This window comes from Pseudomonas sp. RGM2987 (assembly GCF_022952855.1).
In the GTDB taxonomy this organism is placed as follows: domain Bacteria; phylum Pseudomonadota; class Gammaproteobacteria; order Pseudomonadales; family Pseudomonadaceae; genus Aquipseudomonas.
Genome location: NZ_JALJDX010000217.1, coordinates 1 through 20852, shown reverse-complemented (window position 1 = coordinate 20852; position 20852 = coordinate 1). Strand labels below are relative to the sequence as shown.

At 61.5% G+C, this 20852-nt stretch carries 14 protein-coding genes; 9 read left to right on the top strand and 5 right to left on the bottom strand.

The genetic code is table 11. The features are described 5' to 3' along the window. Positions 1 to 5 precede the first annotated feature (5 nt). The 5 genes from RGM2987_RS22615 (at position 6) to RGM2987_RS22595 (ending at position 9406) form a co-directional block, all read left to right on the top strand. Complete coding sequence (locus tag RGM2987_RS22615; RefSeq protein WP_245145035.1) at positions 6 to 3185, top strand: efflux RND transporter permease subunit; 3180 nt, start codon at positions 6 to 8, stop codon at positions 3183 to 3185. Continuing rightward, complete coding sequence (locus RGM2987_RS22610) at positions 3182 to 4603, top strand: TolC family protein (protein ID WP_245145034.1); 1422 nt, start codon at positions 3182 to 3184, stop codon at positions 4601 to 4603. The genes RGM2987_RS22615 and RGM2987_RS22610 overlap by 4 nt, the downstream gene beginning before the upstream one ends. 369 nt (positions 4604 to 4972) lie before the next feature. Continuing rightward, complete coding sequence (locus RGM2987_RS22605; RefSeq protein ID WP_245145033.1) at positions 4973 to 6028, top strand: tetratricopeptide repeat protein; 1056 nt, start codon at positions 4973 to 4975, stop codon at positions 6026 to 6028. A 208-nt stretch (positions 6029 to 6236) separates the two neighbouring features. Next, positions 6237 to 7739 (top strand): ATPase domain-containing protein, encoded by a 1503-nt coding sequence (locus tag RGM2987_RS22600; protein WP_245145032.1) that lies wholly within the window; start codon positions 6237 to 6239, stop codon positions 7737 to 7739. After that, entirely contained in the window at positions 7736 to 9406 is a 1671-nt protein-coding gene (locus RGM2987_RS22595) for a response regulator (protein WP_245145031.1), read from the top strand. Before RGM2987_RS22600 ends, RGM2987_RS22595 begins: the two co-directional genes overlap by 4 nt. 188 nt (positions 9407 to 9594) lie before the next feature. Here RGM2987_RS22595 and RGM2987_RS22590 read toward each other — a convergent pair whose 3' ends face one another. The 5 genes from RGM2987_RS22590 to RGM2987_RS22570 are packed head-to-tail and all read right to left on the bottom strand — an operon-like array spanning position 9595 to position 16138. Next, positions 9595 to 9972 (bottom strand): response regulator, encoded by a 378-nt coding sequence (locus tag RGM2987_RS22590; protein WP_245145030.1) that lies wholly within the window; start codon positions 9970 to 9972, stop codon positions 9595 to 9597. Further along, positions 9965 to 11245, bottom strand: a complete 1281-nt coding sequence (locus RGM2987_RS22585; RefSeq protein ID WP_245145029.1) for a hybrid sensor histidine kinase/response regulator — start codon at positions 11243 to 11245, stop codon at positions 9965 to 9967. Before RGM2987_RS22585 ends, RGM2987_RS22590 begins: the two co-directional genes overlap by 8 nt. 5 nt (positions 11246 to 11250) lie before the next feature. After that, complete coding sequence (locus RGM2987_RS22580) at positions 11251 to 11838, bottom strand: chemotaxis protein CheB (RefSeq protein ID WP_245145028.1); 588 nt, start codon at positions 11836 to 11838, stop codon at positions 11251 to 11253. Further along, the gene (locus RGM2987_RS22575) at positions 11835 to 12650 is read right to left on the bottom strand and encodes a protein-glutamate O-methyltransferase CheR (protein WP_245145027.1); all 816 of its coding nucleotides are present in this window, start codon (positions 12648 to 12650) and stop codon (positions 11835 to 11837) included. Before RGM2987_RS22575 ends, RGM2987_RS22580 begins: the two co-directional genes overlap by 4 nt. Then, entirely contained in the window at positions 12650 to 16138 is a 3489-nt protein-coding gene (locus RGM2987_RS22570) for a response regulator (RefSeq protein ID WP_245145026.1), read from the bottom strand. The genes RGM2987_RS22575 and RGM2987_RS22570 overlap by 1 nt, the downstream gene beginning before the upstream one ends. Before the next feature lie 259 nt (positions 16139 to 16397). Here RGM2987_RS22570 and RGM2987_RS22565 point away from each other — a divergent pair, with 259 nt between their 5' ends. The 4 genes from RGM2987_RS22565 (at position 16398) to RGM2987_RS22550 (ending at position 20774) form a co-directional block, all read left to right on the top strand. After that, positions 16398 to 16769 (top strand): response regulator, encoded by a 372-nt coding sequence (locus tag RGM2987_RS22565; protein ID WP_245145025.1) that lies wholly within the window; start codon positions 16398 to 16400, stop codon positions 16767 to 16769. Positions 16770 to 16845: 76 nt separating this feature from the next. After that, positions 16846 to 18138, top strand: a complete 1293-nt coding sequence (locus RGM2987_RS22560; protein WP_245145024.1) for a glycosyltransferase — start codon at positions 16846 to 16848, stop codon at positions 18136 to 18138. Between the two features lie 83 nt (positions 18139 to 18221). Further along, positions 18222 to 19127, top strand: a complete 906-nt coding sequence (locus RGM2987_RS22555; RefSeq protein WP_245145023.1) for an AraC family transcriptional regulator — start codon at positions 18222 to 18224, stop codon at positions 19125 to 19127. Positions 19128 to 19463: 336 nt separating this feature from the next. After that, positions 19464 to 20774, top strand: coding sequence for a sugar ABC transporter substrate-binding protein (locus RGM2987_RS22550; RefSeq protein WP_245145022.1), 1311 nt, complete (start codon positions 19464 to 19466; stop codon positions 20772 to 20774). The last annotated feature ends 78 nt before the right edge of the window (positions 20775 to 20852 follow it).

Genomic DNA, 20852 nt, shown 5'->3' with positions numbered 1-20852 from the left:
CCAAGATGAAATTTTCCCAGTTCTTCATTTCGCGGCCGATCTTCGCAGCGGTGCTTTCGCTGCTGATCCTGATCGCCGGCGCCATCTCGCTGTTCCAGCTACCGATCAGCGAATACCCGGAAGTCGTACCGCCGACCGTGGTCGTGCGCGCCAACTTCCCCGGCGCCAACCCCAAGGTCATCGGCGAAACCGTGGCCGCGCCCCTGGAGCAGGCCATCACCGGCGTCGAGAACATGCTGTACATGTCCTCGCAATCGACCGCTGACGGCAAGATCACCCTGACCATCACCTTCGCCCTGGGCACCGACCTGGACAACGCCCAGGTGCAGGTGCAGAACCGCGTCACCCGGACCGAGCCCAAGCTGCCGGAAGAAGTGACCCGGATCGGTATCACTGTGGACAAGGCCTCGCCCGACCTGACCATGGTCGTGCACTTGACCTCGCCGGACAAACGCTACGACATGCTCTACCTGTCCAACTACGCCCTGCTCAACATCAAGGATGAGCTGGCGCGCCTGGGTGGCGTGGGGGATGTGCAGCTGTTCGGCATGGGCGACTACTCCCTGCGGGTCTGGCTGGATCCGAACAAGACCGCTTCGCGCAACCTGACCGCCACCGACGTGGTCACGGCCATCCGCGAGCAGAACCGCCAGGTCGCCGCCGGCGCCCTGGGTGCGCCACCGGCACCGAATGCCCAGGCGTTCCAGCTGTCGATCAACACCCAGGGTCGCCTGGTCAATGAAGAAGAGTTCGAGAACATCATCATCCGCTCCGGTGCCAACGGTGAGATCACTCGCCTGAAGGACATCGCGCGGGTTGAGCTGGGCTCCAGCCAGTACGCCCTGCGCTCGCTGCTGGACAACCAGCCGGCGGTGGCGATCCCGATCTTCCAGCGTCCTGGCTCCAATGCCATCCAGATCTCCAATGACGTTCGCGCCAAGATGGACGAACTGAAGAAGGGCTTCCCGGCCGGCATGGACTACAGCATCGTCTATGACCCGACGATCTTCGTACGCGGTTCCATCGAAGCAGTGGTTCACACCCTGTTCGAAGCGCTGATCCTCGTGGTGCTGGTGGTGATCCTGTTCCTGCAAACCTGGCGCGCCTCGATCATCCCGCTGGTGGCAGTTCCGGTCTCGCTGATCGGCACGTTCGCGGTGATGCACCTGTTCGGCTTCTCACTCAACGCCCTCTCGCTCTTCGGATTGGTGTTGGCCATCGGTATCGTGGTGGACGACGCCATCGTGGTGGTGGAGAACGTCGAGCGGAACATCGAGCTGGGCCTGGCCCCGGTGGAAGCGACCAAAAAGGCGATGGGTGAAGTGACCGGGCCGATCATCGCCACTGCCTTGGTGCTGTGCGCGGTGTTCGTACCGGCGGCATTCATCAGCGGCCTGACCGGACAGTTCTATAAGCAATTTGCCTTGACCATCGCGATTTCCACGGTGATCTCGGCGCTCAACTCGCTGACCCTGTCCCCTGCCCTGGCCGCCGTATTGCTCAAAGGCCACGATGCGCCCAAGGACCGTTTCTCACGGTTCCTGGATCGGATCCTCGGCAGCTGGCTGTTCCGTCCGTTCAACCGTTTCTTCGAACGGGCCAGCCACGGCTATGTGGGCACGGTCGGTCGCGTGATCCGCAGCAGCGGCATCGCCCTGTTCGTCTACGCAGGCTTGATGGTGCTGACCTTCTTCGGCTTCTCCAGCACGCCGACCGGTTTCGTGCCCGGCCAGGACAAGCAATACCTGGTGGCCTTCGCGCAACTGCCGGACGCCGCGAGCCTGGACCGCACCGAAGACGTGATCAAGCGCATGTCCGACCTGGCCCTCAAGCAACCGGGCGTTGAGAGCGCCGTGGCGTTCCCGGGCCTGTCGATCAACGGCTTCACCAACAGCCCGAACGCCGGCATCGTGTTCGTAACCCTCAAGCCGTTCGACGAGCGCAAGGACCCGAGCCAGTCGGCCGGCGCCATCGCCGGCGCCTTGAACGGCCAGTTCGCCGGAATCCAGGAAGCCTACATGGCGATCTTCCCGCCGCCGCCGGTACAGGGCCTGGGCACGATCGGTGGTTTCCGCCTGCAAATCGAAGACCGAGGCAACCTGGGCTACGACGAGCTGTACAGAGAAACCATGAACATCATCACCAAGAGCCGCAGCGTGCCGGAACTGGCCGGGCTGTTCACCAGCTACACCGTGAACGTGCCCCAGGTCGATGCCGCCATCGACCGTGAGAAAGCCAAGACCCACGGCGTGGCCGTCAGCGACATCTTCGACACCCTGCAGATCTACCTGGGTTCGTTGTATGCCAACGACTTCAACCGCTTTGGCCGCACTTATCAGGTCAACGTCCAGGCCGAGCAACAGTTCCGCCTCGAATCGGACCAGATCGGCCAGCTCAAGGTGCGCAACAACCGTGGCGAGATGATCCCGCTGGCGACCTTCATCAAGGTCAGCGACACCTCCGGGCCTGATCGCGTGATGCACTACAACGGCTTCATCACCGCTGAGATCAACGGTGCCGCAGCTCCAGGCTACAGCTCCGGCCAGGCCGAGAAAGCCATCGAGAAACTGCTCAAGGACGAACTGCCCAACGGCATGACCTACGAGTGGACCGACCTGACCTACCAGCAGATCCTCTCGGGCAACACCGCGCTGTTCGTGTTCCCGCTCTGCGTGCTGCTGGCGTTCCTGGTACTGGCGGCCCAGTACGAAAGCTGGAGCCTGCCATTGGCGGTGATCCTGATCGTGCCGATGACCCTGCTGTCGGCGATTACCGGGGTGATTCTGTCCGGTGGCGACAACAACATCTTTACCCAGATCGGCCTGATCGTACTGGTGGGACTTGCCTGTAAGAACGCGATTCTGATCGTCGAATTCGCCAAGGATAAACAGCTCGAAGGCATGAACCCGCTGGCAGCGGTCCTGGAAGCCTGCCGCCTGCGTCTGCGGCCGATCCTGATGACCTCCTTCGCGTTCATCATGGGCGTGGTGCCCCTGGTGTTCTCCAGCGGTGCCGGTGCCGAAATGCGGCATGCCATGGGTGTGGCGGTGTTCTCCGGGATGCTCGGGGTGACCTTCTTCGGTCTGCTGCTGACACCGGTGTTCTATGTGCTGATCCGTAACTTCGTCGAACGCAGTGAGGCTCGCAAGGCGGCCCGGGCTTTGAAACTGGAGGCGCAACAATGAGTTTGAAAGCGTTCATGCCGAGCCTTTTGGTACTGGCGCTAAGCGCCTGCGCTGTAGGCCCGGACTACAAGGCACCGCAGACGGAGGCGGCGAATATCACCACCGCCACCGACGGCGCCGCCGGCCAGAAGAATTTCGACCGTGCCCGTTTCGAAGGCGTGTGGTGGCAGCAGTTCGACGATCCGACGCTCAATGCGTTGGTGACCCACTCGCTGGAGGGCAACCGCGAGTTGCGCGTGGCCTTTGCCCGTCTGCGGGCCGCCCGGGCGATTCGCGATGACGCCAGCAACGACGTGATGCCGACCATCACCAGCCGTGCCAGCAGTGACCTGGGCAAAGGCCAGATTCCGGGCCAGACCACTGACCGGGTCAGTACCGAGCGCTACGATCTGGGCCTGGACATGGCCTGGGAGCTGGACCTGTTCGGGCGCATCCAGCGCAACCTGGAAGCCACCGACGCCGACCAACAGGCGGCCGAGGCCGATCTCTACCAGTTGCAGGTGACCATGATCGCCGAGCTGGTGGACGCCTACGGTCAACTGCGTGGCGCGCAATTGCGGGAAAGAATCGCCCTGGCGAACCTGAAGAACCAGCAGGACTCGCGCAAGATCACCGAAAGCCTGCGGGACGCCGGTGTCGGCGACCAGCTGGACGTGGTTCGCGCCGATGCGCGCCTGGCCTCGGTAGAAGCCAGCGTGCCGCAGTTGCAGGCCGAACAGGTGCGCCAACGTAACCGCATCGCCACGCTGCTGGGCGAGCGCCCGGACAAACTGAGTGTGGACCTGAGCCCCAGACAGTTGCCGGCCATCGCCAAGGCCCTGCCCATCGGCGACCCAGGTGAGCTGTTGCAACGCCGTCCTGACATTATCAGCGCCGAACGGCAACTGGCGGCCGCGACTGCACGGATCGGCGTGGCCAAGGCCGACCTGTTCCCGCGGGTCAGTTTGAGCGGGTTCCTGGGCTTTACTGCCGGACGTGGTTCGCAGATCGGCTCCTCGGCAGCCAACGCCTGGGCGCTGGGCCCAAGCATTACCTGGGCGGCGTTCGACCTGGGCAGTGTGCGGGCGCGCTTGCGTGGTGCCAATGCCGAAGCGGACGGCGCCCTGGCGACCTATGAACAGCAAGTGTTGCTGGCTTTGGAGGAATCGGAAAACGCCTTCAGCGATTACGGCAAGCGCCAGCAACGGTTGATCTCGCTGATCCGCCAGAGCGAATCAAGCCGCGCCGCCGCCGACCTGGCCGAGATTCGCTACCGCGAAGGCACCGTGGACTTCCTGGTGCTGCTCGACGCCCAGCGCGAGCGCCTGGCCGCCGAAGACACCCAGGCTCAGGCCGAAGTCGACCTGTACCGCGGCATCGTCGCGATCTACAAGGCCCTGGGCGGTGGCTGGCAACCGCAAACCGTCGCCAGCAACTGACCCACCCTTCCCAACCGAGCTCCTTTGGTTGGCCGCAACCAACCAATTGTTTGCCCCGCGCCGCATTCGGACGCGGGGCTTTTTTTGGCCTGCTACCCATAGTCGGTTCTGAAGTGAGCAAATCATGTAAACACCGCCAACTCACTGTGGGAGCGGGCTTGCCCGCGAAAGCGGTATGCCTGCTTGCATCCATGGTGAGTGTTGCGCCGCCTTCGCGAGCGAGCCCGCTCCCACAGGAGGATTGCGGCGGACGCAGGTCTTGCATACTCCAACAATCCATTGTGGGGGCAAATGCTTTCAAGGTTTGACTCAGGCCCCGGGCTGGTCGAAGCTTGCGGGACTTCACGCTTCTGGTCATGGATTTCCTGCATGCTTTCGCCCCGCCGCTATCTGCTCCTCAGCCTTTCGATCCTGTTGGCAATCGGTGTTGTCGCCATTTGGCTGCGCAGCACCACACCGCAGATCCCCGAGGCGATCAAGCGGGGCTACAGCGAGGCACTGGGACAGGCGCGCAATGGCCTGCCGGGCGCGGCGCGGATGCTGTATCAACAACTGGGCCGCCCGGACATCTCGCCCAAGCGCCGGGTGTGGCTGCATGCCGAGCTGCCCAACTACCCGAGTCCGCAAGCGCTGAAACTGGCCGATGCGGACCTTCACCACGAATCGCCGGATGTGCGTCGAGCCGCCATCACCAGCATCGTCGGCCTGGTGCCGACGGGCCAGCGTGCGCTGCTGATCGGCCCGCTCCTGGATGACGACGACCAAAGCGTGCGTTTTGCCGCAGTGAACGCCCTGCTGGGCTTGTCGCCAGATGACCTTGGTCTGTACTTCGGGGCGATGCAGCTGGCAATCGATACCTGGGAGCAAGTGCTGGAAGACGCTCCACCGACCGCCGAAACCCATTATCAGCTCGCCCGCTTGCACCTGCACAACGCCGAGCTGAAGAAGGCGCAACAAGCCCTGGAACAAGCCCTGAAGCTGCAACCGGACAACCTGCCGGCGCTGGTCATGCAAATCGAGGTGCTCGACAAGCAGGGCCAAGGCGAAGCCGCACGCCAGTTACTCGCCCGGCAGTTGCAAACCCAGCCGGAGTCGGCTTATCTGCAACATGCCTTGGGCATGTGGCTGCTGCACCACGGCCAGAGCGAATTCGCCCTGCTCGGCCTGTCCAAAGCCGTGGAGCTCGAACCGCAGAACCGGCAGTACCGTTACGACCTGGCGACTACACTGCACGCCGAGCAGGAAGTGGAAGCGGCGCAGAAACAGCTTCAGGAGATCGTCCAGCGCTACCCCGCCGACCGCAAGGCACGCGTGCTCTTGATCAATTACTGGAAGGAGACCGGGCAGTTGCAGAACGTCCAGATCCTGCTGGCGCAACTGGAGCAACTCAACCCCGACGACCCGGCGTTGCAGCAAGGCCTGTAGGCCCTCCACGGTCGACAAAGGTCACGAGACTGCGCGGTAATCGAGCCACCAGCGACACCCGACAGATCACAGCAAAACTTGTGCAGTACCCCACGTTTTGTAAAAGCAAGCGGAACCGCCAACAGCGCCAAAGGTCAAGTATTCAGGCAGTTCATTTACAGGCGCACATTGCCTGCTGCCGACTCCCGTAGTCATGAGAGGGCTATTTTTGTCTACATCCAATGAGTTGCTCAGCGCTAAAGCCGCCACCGGTATCGAAGGACTGGACGACATCCTTGCCGGTGGCTTGTCCCGCGGCCATGTGTTCCTGCTCGAAGGGGAACCCGGGACCGGCAAGACCACGGTCGCGTTGCAATTCCTGATGGCCGGTGCGGAGGCCGGCGAACGAACGCTGTACATCACACTGTCGGAAACCGAGCGCGAACTGCGTCAGGGCGCGCAATCCCACGGCTGGACGCTCCCCGACAACATGCATATTTTCGAGCTGACCCCGGCCGAAGACCTGCTCAATGCCGAGCACCAGCAGAGCCTGCTGTATTCCTCGGACCTGGAGCTGGGTGAAGCGACCCGGCAGATTTTCGAAGTGGTCGAGCGGGTCAAGCCGACCCGGGTAGTGCTCGACAGTCTCTCGGAGATCCGTCTGCTGGCGCAAAGCTCCCTGCGCTACCGACGCCAGATCCTGGCGATCAAGCACTACTTCGTGCGCTATGACGCCACCGTCCTGCTGCTGGACGACCTGACCACCGAATCCCTGGACAAGACCGTACACAGCGTGGCCCACGGGGTCATTCGCCTGGAAGAGCTGACCCCCGCCTACGGTGCCGAGCGCAGGCGCGTGCGGGTGGTCAAGTATCGCGGTCAGAAATATCGCGGCGGTTTCCACGACTTCACCATCATGGCCGACGGCATACACGTCTTCCCGCGCCTGGTGGCCGCCGAACACCGCAGCGGCTACCTGCGCCAGCAGCTGTCCAGCGGCATCAGCGGTTTGGACGCCTTGCTCGGCGGCGGCATCGAGACGGGGTCCAGCACTTTGATCCTCGGTCCGGCCGGCACCGGCAAGTCACTGATTTCCATGATCTTCGCCGTCGCGGCGGTAAACCGTGGCGAGAAAGCCGCTCTGTTCATTTTCGACGAAGAACTGGGCTTGCTGTTCGAGCGCATGAAAAACCTGGGCATCGACCTGGACGCCTTGCAAAAAACCGGCAACCTGCTGATCGAACAGGTCGATGCCGCCGAGCTGTCCCCCGGCGAATTTTCCCACCGGGTGCGCCGTTGCGTCGACGAAGGCGGCATCAAGACCGTCATCATTGACAGCATCAACGGTTACCAGGCGGCCATGCCGGAAGAAAATGCCCTGGTGCTGCACATGCATGAGCTGCTGCTCTATCTCAATCGCAAGGGCGCCGCGACCTACATGACCGTGGCACAGCATGGCCTGGTGGGCGACATGCAGGCGCCGGTGGACATCACCTACCTGGCCGATACCGTCGTGTTGTTGCGCTATTTCGAGGCGCTGGGCAAGGTTCGGCGGGCGATCTCCATCATCAAGAAACGCACCGGCAGCCACGAGTCCACCATTCGCGAATACCGCATCAGCGGCGATGGCCTGACCATCGGCGAGCCTCTGGAAGCCTTCCAGGGCGTGCTGCGCGGAGTGCCCACCTACCTGGGAGAAGGCATTCCGTTGCTCAAGGATGATCTGCGGTGACGTTGGTCGAGCCTTTGCACGAGCGGGCGCTGATCCTTGCACCGCTCGGGCGGGACAGCCAGATCGCCCTGAAGATACTCAACGAGGCCGGTTTCGCGGGCATGGTCTGTCTACACCTGGTGCAGCTGTGCGAAGAGTTGGAGCGTGGCGCCGGGCTGTTGGTGGTTTCCGCTGAGGCGCTGCTCGGACCTGGCCTGGAAACCTTGTTCCACCTGATCGAACAGCAGCCGGCCTGGTCCGACCTGCCGATCGTCTTGCTGACCCATCACGGGGGGCCGGAACATAACCCGTTGGCACGTCTCGGCGCACAACTGGGCAACGTGACGTTCCTGGAGCGGCCTTTCCACCCGGTGACCTTGATCAGCCTCGTCACCACGGCCCTGCGCGGGCGACGAAGGCAATACGAAGCCCGGGACCGCCTGATCGATCTCAGTAACAGCGAGCAGCGCCTGCAAACCATCCTGGAAACCCTTGAGCAGCAAGTGGAAGAGCGGACCGCGCAGTTGCGCCACAATGAAGAAGCCCTGCGCCAGTCGCAGAAAATGGAAGCGGTCGGCCAGCTCACCGGCGGTATCGCCCACGATTTCAACAACATGCTCACCGGGATCATCGGCAGCCTGGAGCTGTTGCGGCGACGCCTGGCCCGGGGCCGCACCGAGGACCTGGACAGCCTTATCGACCTGGGCGTGACCTCGGCCAACCGCGCCGCCGGCCTGACCCATCGCCTGCTGGCTTTCTCCCGCCGCCAGTCACTTGACTCCAAAGCCGTGCAGATGAACACCCTGGTGTTGTCCATGGGCGAACTGCTACAACGCAGCCTCAACGAAAGCATCCGCCTGGACATGCGCCTGGACGACCAGCTCTGGATCGCCGAAGCCGACCCCAACCAGCTGGAAAGCGCCCTGCTCAACCTGGTACTCAATGCCCGCGATGCGATGCCCGACGGCGGAACGCTGGTGGTGCAGACGTTCAACCGGCACCTGGATGCCGGCTTTACCGACGCCTACAGTAACCTGGAACCCGGCGACTATGTGGTGCTCAGCGTTCAGGACACTGGCTGCGGCATGCCCGAGTCGGTGATCAACCGGGCATTCGACCCCTTCTTCACCACCAAGCCGATCGGCCAGGGCACCGGCCTTGGCCTGTCGATGATCTATGGCTTCAGCAAACAGTCGCGCGGCCACGTGACCATCGACAGTGAAGTCGACAAGGGCACCACGGTGAACCTGTTCCTGCCACGCTTCATCGGCGAGGAAATCGCCGAGCCGGTGGTTGGCAAGCCGCATGCGCCGCAAGCACAGGATGGCGAAACGGTGTTGATCGTGGAAGATGATCCAGCGGTGCGGGTGCTGGTCAGTTCAGTGCTGGGTGAACTGGGCTACGCCTTCGTCGAAGCTGCCGACGCCGACAGTGCCGTGCCTATCCTGCAGTCAGACCAGCGCATCGACCTGCTGATCAGCGACGTAGGGCTGCCCGGGATGAATGGCCGGCAACTGGCGGAAATCGGTCGACAGATCCGTCCCGGCCTGCGGGTGCTGTTCATCACCGGTTACGCCGAGCATGCAGCGGTACGCGGCGGCTTCCTCGACCCTGGCATGCAGTTGATCACCAAGCCGTTCACCTTCGACCTGCTGACGGCCAAGGTGCGGGAGATGATCAAGGGTTGAGGTGCTGGAAGCCTGCCTGATCCCTGTGGCGAGGGAGCTTGCTCCCGCTGGACTGCACAGCAGGCCCATGGTGGTGAATCTGATTGGACGGCGTCTGCCTTAGTGGGGGGTCGCTTCGCGGCCCAGCGGGAGCAAGCTCCCTCGCCACAGCAAGCTCCCTCGCCACAGGTCAAGCGTGCTCCGCGGGTTTACGACAACATCTTGCGCATGATTTCCTGCAACTCATCCAGGTCAAACGGCTTGTCCAGGATCGGCGCCTTGCGGGTGATAGGGCTGTCGGTCTCGCGCACTTCCTGGGCGTAGCCGCTGATAAAAATCACTTTCAGGTCGGGCCGCAACTTCACCGCCGGCTCGGCAATCTGCACCCCCGAGATCCCGCCCGGCAGACGAAAATCGGTGATCATCATGTCCAGGTGCGGCTTGCTCGCCAGGATCTCGAAGGCTTGCTCGCCGTTTTCGGCCTGCAACACCCGATACCCTTTGTCTGCAAGAAAATGAGACAGCACCATCAGGATCGATGGCTCATCCTCGACGATCAGTACAACATCTTGCGCATCTTCACTCATGAGAAGCCTTTGTTCGATCAATAGCTGCTGATACGACCCTGGAGTCACTCAGAGGTTGCGTCTGTTCGGCGGTTTTGTGCGCACCGGTCTTCAGCAAGGGCAGGCACACGCGAAACAACGACCCTTCGTTGATCCGACTGTCCACCGTGATAGTACCCCCATGTGCGGTGACAATCTGTTCGGAGATGAACAATCCCAGCCCCAGGCCAGCCGCCGCCGCTTTGGATGACACCCGCTCGAACTGCTGGAAGATGCGTTTCTGGTTCTCCTCGCTGATGCCGATACCGTGGTCCTGGACCTCGACGCAGGCATGCTCGCCGGTCTGGTACACGCGCACTTCGATCGGGCCCTTGCCGCCGTAGCGCAGGGCATTGGTCAACAGGTTCGAGACCACCTGCTCGATGCGAAACTCATCCCAAAGGCCCTCGACCACCGGCTCTGCCGTGTACTTCAACGAGCATTCGGCGACCGCAATCTGCGGTTGGAAATTGCGCAGCAGGTTTTCCACCAGCGCCGTCAGGTTGAAACGACTCGGACGGATCGACAGCTTGCCGGTGCGGATCCGCGAGACGTCGAGCATGTCCTCGATCAAGCGAATCAAACTCTTGATCTGCCGCTCGTCGCGCTCGACCATGGCCCGGACCTTGTCCAGGCTGAAGGCGGCGGCGTTATCCCGGGCCAGGTGCATCTTGCGCAGCTGAGTCTCGAGGATCAGGCCGTTGAGCGGCGTGCGGACCTCGTGGGCAACGATGGACATGAAGTCGTCGCGCATGCGCACCGCCTGCTCCAGTTCGCCGCGAGTGGCCTCCAGTTGCTGCACCAGCAATTGTTGCTCGCGCCGGCTCTGCTCGAGGGCAATGACCTGCTCTTTCACCGCTTTTCGCTGGCGATAGAGTTCGACGAAGACGTTGACCTTGCTTTTGACGGCATGGGTGTCCAGCGGCTTGTGCAGGAAATCCACCGCACCGTTTTCGTAGCCGGTGAAGGCATAGTTGCGCTCACGGCCGGCGGCGCTGACGAAAATGATCGGGATGCTGCGGGTCTTTTCCGTGCCACGCATCAACTCGGCCAACTCGAAACCGTTCATGCCCGGCATCTGCACGTCGATGATCGCCAGGGCGAAGTCATGTTGCAGCAACAGCGACAGCGCTTCGTCCGCCGACTGGGCCTTGAAGACCTGACGGTCGTCGCCCCTGATCAGCGCTTGCAGGGCCAACAGATTCTCAGGCAGATCGTCGACGATCAGCAGTTTGGCGTGAATATTTCTTGGCATGTGGTTCATTCCAGCCCGGCCAGTAACTGGCCGATGCCTAGCAAAGTAAGGATATGGTCGGGCTGGTGCAGGGCCAATGCCGCTTCAGGCATGGTCGAGACCTGGGCTTCGTCGGGGTCCTGGACCACTGTGGTTCCGCCCAGTTCCCTGACCCTCGCCATGCCACGGGCGCCGTCGCAGTTGGCACCGGTCAGCAGCACCGCCAGCAGGCTTGGCCCGTAGACATCGGCAGCCGACTCGAACAGCACGTCAATCGACGGCCGGGAATGGTGCACCGGTTCCTCCAGACTCAACGACAGGCTTCGATCGGCCTCCACCGACAGGTGATAGCCGGGGGTGGCGAAGTACAGCGTACCGGGCACGATATCCAGTTTGTCCTGTGCTTCCAGCACTGGTACCGCGAGGCGATGGCCAAACACCTCGGCCAATTGGCTGTCGCGCTGGTCCGGCAGATGCAGCACCACCATGACCGGCAAGCCGAAGCCCTTGCGCAGGTGCCCGAGCACCTTGAGCAGCGCTTCGACGCCGCCGGCGGATGCGCCCACGACGATGGCCTCGATGGGAGGGCCGGATCGGTCCGTCAATTGGTTCATAACTTGCGATAGATCCGTTCCTGTTTGACCAACGGCTCGAAGTGCCCGCCGTAGGCCGAGAAATCCAGGGTCTCCTTACTGCCCAACACCAGGAAACCGCGATGACTCAAGGACTCATGAAACAAGCCGAACGCGCGATCTTGCAGTTTTTTATTGAAGTAAATCAATACATTACGACATGAAATTAATTGGGTTTCTGAAAATACACTGTCGGTGGCCAGGCTGTGATCGGCGAAGGTCACGTTCTTGCACAGGGTTTTGTCGAACATCGCGTAATCGTAGGCCGCCGTGTAGTAATCGGCAAACGACTGTCGGCCTCCGGCACGCTGGTAATTCTGCGTATAGGTGCGCACGCTTTCCAATGAAAAGATGCCTTGCTTGGCTTTTTCCAGCGAGCGTGGATTGATATCGGTGGCATAGATGAATGTACGGTCCAGCAAACCTTCTTCGCGCAACAGGATCGCCATCGAGTAGACCTCTTCCCCCGTACTGCACCCGGCGATCCAGATCTTGATCGAGGGGTAGGTCCTGAGCAGCGGCACCACTTCCTCGCGGATCGCGAGGAAGTGCGTTGGGTCGCGAAACATCTCGCTGACCGGGATCGTCAGCAGTTGCAGCAACTGCATGAACGCCCCCGGGTCGTGCAACACCCGCTCCTGCAACGCCGAGATGGTCTTGCATTCGAACTGGCCCAGTGCATGGTGCACCCGGCGCTTGATCGATGAGCCGGAGTAATCGCGAAAATCGTAGCTGTACTTGAGGTAGATCGCTTCGATCAACAACCGAAGTTCAATGTCAGAGTCTCGTTCCACTAAATTCTTTCCATATTCGGCAACCACACGCGAATCAGCGAAAACAGGCGATCCAGGTCAATCGGCTTGGCCAGGTAATCGTTGGAGCCAGCGGCCAGACAACGTTCCTGGTCATCTTTCATGGCCTTGGCCGTCACGGCAATGATCGGCAGCTTGCGCCAGCGCGGGTCCTTGCGGATCCGTGCGGTGGCTTCGAAACCGTCCATCTCGGGCATCATGACGTCCATCAGCACCAGGTCTATGTCTTCGACTTCGTTCAGGCGATCGATCGCCTCGTAACCGTTACGGCCTATGACAACCACGGCCCCCTTCGCCTCAAGCGCGCTGGTCAGGGCAAAGATGTTGCGCACATCGTCATCCACCAGCAGCACTTTGCGGCCTTCGAACACCTTGTCGCGGCTACGGGCTGTCTTGAGCATCCGTTGCCGCTCATGGGACAACCGCGATTCGACTTTGTGCAGAAAAAGTGTGACCTCGTCCAGCAGGCGCTCCGGCGAACGGGCGCCCTTGATGATGATCGAGCGCGAATACTTGCGCAGATCGGCTTCCTCATCCCGGGTCAGGTTGCGCCCGGTATAGACGATGACCGGTGGAAACGAACAGATGTCTTCGGTGGACATGCGCTTGAGCAGGTCGTTACCCAGCATGTCCGGCAGTTTCAGGTCGATGACCATGCAGTCGTAGACATTGGTGCGCAGCAGGTCCAGGGCCTGTTGGGCGAGGCCGACGGCGGTGATCTCGATATCGTCGTCGCCAATCAGCCGGGTGATGCTGTCACGCTGCAGATCGTCGTCTTCCACCAGCAGCACCCGCTTGACCTTCTGTGTCAGCTTGGCTTCCAGGCGGGCGAAGACCTCCTTGAGCTCCTCGCGGGTGGTAGGCTTGACCGCATAGCCGATGGCGCCCATGTGCATCGCGGCCTCGACGCGGTCTTCGACGGAAATCACATGCACCGGGATGTGCCGCGTCTCGGGCTGTTCCTTGAGGCGCTGCAGTACCGTCAGGCCGGAGTGATCCGGCAGGCGCATGTCCAGCAGAATCGCATCGGGGCTCAGTTGCGAGGCGAGGTCGAAGCCCTCGTCGGCACCGTGGGCCACCAGGCATTGGTAGCCCAGTTCGTGGGCCAGGTCGAAGAGAATCCGGGCAAACTTGGGCTCGTCTTCGATCACCAGGATGCAACGGGTGTCGAACGGGGCTTTGTCGCGATCGTCGGCGAACCGGGCAATAGGCAGGTCGACCTCGGCGATCAGCGGTGCAAGGGCCGTTGCGCGTGCCTGCGGAGCCGGTGCCGGCGCGGTCGCCGTCGGGGTGAAGGTTCTTGGCGCTACCGGCGTATCTCCCGGCTCGACGTAGCGTTCAGGCAGCACCAGGGTAAACACACTGCCCTGCCCCGGTTCGCTGGAGACCGAGATCGAGCCGCCCAGCAACGTGGCCAGGTCGCGGGAGATCGACAGCCCCAGGCCCGTACCGCCATAACGGCGGTTGGTGGTTCCATCGGCCTGGCGGAAGGCTTCGAAGATGCTCTGCTGCTGATCGGCAGCGATGCCGATCCCCGAGTCACGCACCATGAACGCGATGCCCGCGCCGGGCTGACCGGCTACCGACAGGCTGACGCCGCCTTGCTCGGTAAATTTCAGGGCGTTGGACAGCAGGTTCTTGATCACCTGCTCCAGGCGTTGGCGATCGGTATACAGCATCGACGGTGCGTCCGGCAGCACCTGCACCTCGAAACTCAGGCCCTTGTCGGTAGCCAGCGGCGTGAACATGTCCCGCAGACCCTCCACCAGGCGCTGCACGCTGGTGTTCTCCGGGCGCACTTCCAGCTTGCCGGCCTCGACCTTGGAAATGTCCAGGATGTCATTGATCAGGTTCAGCAGGTCATTGCCGGCGGAGTAGATCGACTCGGCGAACTTGACCTGCTCCTCGCTGAGATTCTGCTGCGGATTTTCCGCCAGCAGCTTGGACAGGATCAACGAACTGTTGAGCGGCGTGCGCAGTTCATGGGACATGTTCGCCAGGAACTCGGACTTGTACTTGCTCGAACGTTGCAGCTCTTCAGCACGCTCTTGCAACTGGATCTGGGCCAGGTTCAGCTCGCTGTTCTTCTGATCCATGGCGTCGCGCTGCTCGGCCAGTTGTTCGTTGGTCTGCTCCAGCTCCTGTTGCTGGGTTTCCAGATGGGCCTGGGACTCCTTGAGAATGCGCGACTGCTCCTCCAGCTCCTCGTTGGCGGTCTTGAGCTCTTCCTGCTGGACTTGCAGCTCTTCATTCAACTGCTGGGTTTCGGTCAGTACTTCCTGCAAGCGCTGACGATAACGGGCCACTTCGATGGACGTGCCGATGTTGCCGGCCACCAGTTCCAGCAGCTCGATGTCGCGCTCGGTCAACGGCCGCAGGAAACCCAGCTCGATGACGCCATTGATCCGGTCGTCGTCGCGAGTGGGTACCACCACCACGCTGTTGGGTGAGCCCTGGCCGAGGCCTGAGCTGACTTTCAGATAGTCGTCGGGCACTTCGTCCAGGCGGATGAGCCGGCCTTGTTTGACGGCCTGGCCGGCAATGCCTTCACCGTCGAGGATCGATTGATGCTGTTCGTCGTCCTCCTGGGACATACCGTAAGTGGCGACGCGCCTGAGCACACCGTTTTCTTCGCGCGCATACAATGCGGCCACGACAGAACCCATGTATTGGGCGCAGAACAGCAGGATGTTGCGCCCCAGCAGGTTCAGGGTCAGTTGCCCCAGCACCTGCTCGGCCAACTGAGTCTGGCCATTGCGCAGCCAGGCTTGCTTCTCCAGGTGCTCAGCGCTTTGCCGCTGTTTCCTGAGGGTGGCGCCATAGCTGTTGGACAGGTTCAACAGATCCCGGCGACCGATATAGGCCAGCAGCCCGCTGACGACGGCGACAAACAGCAGGTACAGGGCAATGCTCCAGACTGTGGTAGCGCGTACCTCTTCGTTGCGGGCCACGCGCAGATGCTGTTCAGTCTCGACGATATCCTCGAAGGTTTTACGGATCTCGTCGGTCAAGCGCTTGCCTCGCCCGGCCTTGATCGCACCCTTGTAGTCGCCGCTGGCCCGTTGCAGGTCAATCATGCTTTGCGCGTACGTGGCCCACTCCTGCTGGAGCGCCTGCACCTTGCGCAGTCGGTCGGTCTGGACGGGGTTGTCGGCTGTCAATTCCAACAATGTATCCAGCGCAACGGCGATGCGTGGCTTGGCGACTTCATAGGGGTCAAGGAAGTGCTCGTCGCCGCTGAGCAGGTAGCCACGCATACCGGTTTCCAGGTCCACGCTCAACTTCAGCGCTTCGTTGGCATTATTGATCACCCGGTCGGTATGCCCGACCCATTGGATCACCGACAGCAGATAAGTGATCAACACGATGAAAAACACCGCGCTGAGGGCACCTATGCCCAGCGGCAGGCTGATGTTGCGGCTCAGGAGCTTGCGAAAGCTATGCTCGTCAACCGTAGACGAAGGAGTCATGGAATAGGCCTTGGTGGACAGTTGAAAACCGTGGAGTTTGCCCGAAAAATGCCGGTTGGATCCACATTTCTGACGAGGTAAAGGCACAAATCCCACAGCGCACTGCCGTGTCGCAAGGAAGCGACTATCCTTGTCAGCTCTTGTACTATAGATCCTTTCTTGTACAACCTCGGGAACTTGTGCCGCCTCGCTACTTACTGATGCAGGAGGCCGTTTTTATTTACGCTCTTCCCGATTTCAATTTTTGAGAATGCCGACTATGTCCACCCCAGCGCCCACCGTCCAACCCACCATTCTGGTCGTCGAGGACGACGACATCGTGCGAATGCTGATCGTCGACGTACTCGAAGAACTGGAATACCAGGTGCTGGAGGCGGACGGTTGCGAGCAGGCGCTGGCGTTTTTGCGCGACGACGCGCAATCCATTGCCCTGATGATGACGGACGTCGGCCTGCCGGTGATGGACGGCCGTGAGCTGGCAAAGCAGGCGCGGCTGGTGCGGCCCGGGCTGCCCATCCTGTTTGCCAGCGGTTACGCCGAGAGCATCGATGTGCCGGAAGGCATGGCGGTGATCGGCAAGCCATTTTCCATCGATCAGCTGCGCGACAAGGTCAAACGCATTCTTCCTTGAGCCGGATCGAATTGTTGGTCACTATCGGCGCCCCGCGCGCCGACTGCGCCTGATTCGCTCCCAGGAATGCCCGCTCATGCGTCACCCCACTGCCACCAAGGTCCTGGTCATCGGCTATGTCTGGCCCGAGCCGCGCTCATCCGCAGCCAGCGGTCATGTCATGCAGATCCTCGAAGCCTTCCTCGGCGAAGGCTGGGACATTACCTTCAGCAGCCCGGCAGGCTTCGGCGAGCACCGCGCCAACCTCGCTGCGCTGGGCATCCGTGAGGTGCCGATCGAACTCAACAGCAGCAGTTTCGACGCATTCATCCAGGCGCTGGCACCAGATATCGTGCTGTTCGATCAATTCATGATGGAAGAGCAGTTCGGCTGGCGTGTCGAGAAACACTGCCCCGATGCGTTGCGTGTGCTGGAGACCTCCGACCTGCAAAGCCTGCGTCACGCCCGGCATCAGCGCCTGAAGGAGCGGCTCAAGGCCGATGACGCCTCCCAGGATTTCAGCGACCTGTTTGCCCCGGCCCTGCGCGAGGAGTTCGAACTGATGGCCGACACCGATCTGGCCAAGCGCGAAATCGCCGCGTTGTACCGCTGCGACCTGAACCTGATGGTCTCGCAGGTGGAAATCGAGCTGCTGGTGGAGCACTTCAATCTGCCCCGCCGACTGTTGCACTGGTGCCCATTGATGCTGGAGTTGCCCAGCGAACCGCTCGTACCGTTCGAAGACCGGGCGCATTTCCTGAGCATCGGCAACTTCCGCCATGCGCCGAACTGGGACGCCGTGCTCTGGATGAAAAATGCCGTGTGGCCGCTGATCCGCCAGCAACTGCCCGGCGCGCAACTGCATTTATACGGTGCCTACACCCCGCCCAAGGCCGCCGCCCTGCACAACCCGGCCCAGGGCTTTCACATCATGAACTGGGCCGAAGACGCCTTGCAGGTCATGTCGGCGGCGCGCATCTGCCTGGCGCCGCTGCGTTTCGGGGCTGGTATCAAGGGCAAACTGATCGATGCCATGCTCTGCGGCACACCGAACGTCACCACCCCGGTCGGCGCCGAGGCGATGCACGGCGACATGCCCTGGCCTGGATCGATTGCCCAGAGCGCCGAGGGTATCGCCCACGCGGCAGTGCAGTTGTACAGCGACCCGGCGCGCTGGACCCAGGCCCGGGACGCCGGCCTTGCCCTGCTCGCCAAGCGCTATCGGCAGCAAGTGCACGGGCCGGCGCTAATCGAGAGCATCAATGCCTGCCGCGCGGACCTTGCACGCCACCGTCGGGATAACTTCACCGGCAGCATGCTGCGCCACCACCAGCACAAGAGCACCCAGTACATGTCCCAATGGATCGAAGAAAAGAATCGCAACCACTAGAGTGCCGACCGGCCGTCCGGGCTGGCAACGGACCGGTGAAGGGGGCATTATCCAGCGGCAATAACAATAAAAGTGCCAGTCCCATGACCCGAACCGCCAGAGTCACCGACCCTTCCTATGAGTTGATGGATGACCACAACGGCCTGTCCATCATTTACCGTCAGCATGGCTTCCCGTGCCCGCTGGTGCGCTGGCATTTCCACAAGGAATACGAGCTGCACCTGATCACCGCCAGCTCCGGCAAGGTATTTATCGGCGATTACATCGGCAACTTCTATCCCCAGACACTGTTCCTCACCGGGCCCAACCTGCCCCACAACTGGATCAGCCAGGTGGCCGAGGACGAGGTGGTGCCCAAGCGTGACATGCTGGTGAACTTCACCGATGAGTTGTTCGACAACGGCCATCAGGTGTTTGCCGAACTCAAGTCCGTCGCGCCACTGCTTGAACGGGCGCGGTACGGCATCGAGTTTCGCTGCAAACGCACCATTCGCCAGGCAACGATCCTGATGCAACGCATCGCCGACTCCCAGGGCATGAGCCGCCTGGGATACTTTTTCATCCTGATGGAACTGCTCGCCGCCAGCGATGACTATCAGTTGCTGTCCGGTGCCACATCCACGCAATCGACCGATGAGCACAGCATCGACCGCACCAACCGCGCCGTGGATTACATCTTCGCCCACTACGCCCGAGAGCTGTCCCTGGAAGAAGTCGCCGAGCACCTGGGCATGAAACCCACCTATTTCAGCCGGGTGTTCAAGCAGGCCACCGGCCGCTGCTTCATCGAATTCGTCAATCGCCTGCGCATCAGCAAGTCCTGCGAACTGCTGGCCGACGGGGATAAACCGGTGACGGACGTGTGCTTTGAATCGGGTTTCAACAATATTTCCAACTTCAACCGTCGCTTCCAACAGCTCAAAGGCATGACCCCTTCCCACTACCGCCGGCTGGCGGTGCAGCGCCTGACCGAGCAGAACCAGGGTTGATACTCCTGAGTCATCCCTACCGCAGTTTTTTTGTGGGAACAGCTTGCCCTCTCAGATAAACGAAAATCCCCGGTGGCGAGGGAGCTTGCTCCCGCTGGGCTGCGAAGCGGCCCCATTTTTTTGCGGCTGCTATGCACCCGAGCGGGAGCAAGCTCCCTCGCCCCAGGGGGTACACCGCTCAGCTCAGTGCAAAAAAGTATCAGCACAAGTGCGACGGATGATTTGTCACGCCGTCCATAGAGGGCTGTAATCAGCGCACATTCTTCCCTTCATCCGGAAGACACAAAAACAATAACTGTCCTTCTGTAGCCTACCGGCGCGGAAAAGGAGTGCGCGATGAAACCTTCGGTAAAAGCTCTGCTTGTCTCCACCTGCATGACCCTCAGCAGCGTCAGTTTCGGCGCGCAGACCCTGACCATTGCCACCGTCAACAACAGCGACATGATCCGCATGCAAAAGCTCTCGAAAACCTTCGAGACCGAGCATCCGGACATCAAGCTGAACTGGGTGGTGCTTGAAGAAAACGTGCTGCGGCAACGCCTGACCACGGACATCGCCACCCAGGGCGGGCAGTTCGACGTATTGACCATTGGCATGTACGAAGCTGCACTCTGGGGCGCCAAGGGCTGGCTGGAGCCAATGAAAGACCTGCCAGCCTCCTACGACCTGGATGACGTATTTGCTTCAGTGCGGGACGGCTTGTCCGTCAAGGACTCGCTGTACGCCCTGCCGTTCTATGCCGAAAGCTCGATCACCTATTACCGCACCGACCTGTTCAAGGACGCCGGGCTGAGCATGCCCGAACACCCGACCTGGGCCCAGATCGGCGAGTTCGCGGAGAAACTCACCGACAAGTCCAAGGAGCAGTACGGCCTGTGCCTGCGGGGCAAAGCCGGCTGGGGCGAGAACATGGCGCTGATCACCACCCTCGCCAACGGTTATGGCGCGCGCTGGTTCGATGAAAAGTGGCAACCACAATTCAATGGGCCTGAGTGGAAAGATGCGCTGAATTTCTACGTCAGCAATATGAAGAAATCCGGCCCGCCAGGCGCGTCCAGCAACGGTTTCAACGAAAACCTGGCGCTGTTCAACAGCGGTAAGTGCGCGATCTGGGTCGACGCCAGCGTCGCCGGCTCGTTCGTGACCGACAAGACCCAGAGCAAAGTCGCCGACCATGTCGGCTTCACCTTCGCCCCCCACGAGAAAACCGACAAGGGCACCTCGTGGATGTATTCCTGGTCGCTGGCGATCCCCACCAGTTCGAAAGCCAAGGACGCCGCCAAGGTCTTCACCACCTGGGCCACTTCCAAGGAATACAGCCAACTGGTCGCCAAGACCGACGGCATCGCCAACGTACCGCCAGGCACCCGCACCTCGACCTACAGCGACGAGTACATGAAGGCCGCGCCGTTTGCCAAGGTGACGCTGGAGTCGCTGAAAGTCGCCGACCCGAAAGCACCGACCCTCAAACCAGTGCCATACATCGGTATCCAGTTGGTGACTATCCCTGAATTCCAGGCCATCGGCACCCAGGTGGGCAAGTTCTTTTCGGGGGCGCTGACCGGCCAGCAGACCGTGGACCAAGCCCTGGCCGCCGCGCAGTCCACCACCGAGCGCGAGATGAAGCGCGCCGGGTATCCAAAATAAGGTCTGAACTGTCCACTTGTGGCGAGGGAGCTTGCTCCCGCTGGGCCGGGCTGGCGCTCCAGCGCGCAGCGGCCCGGG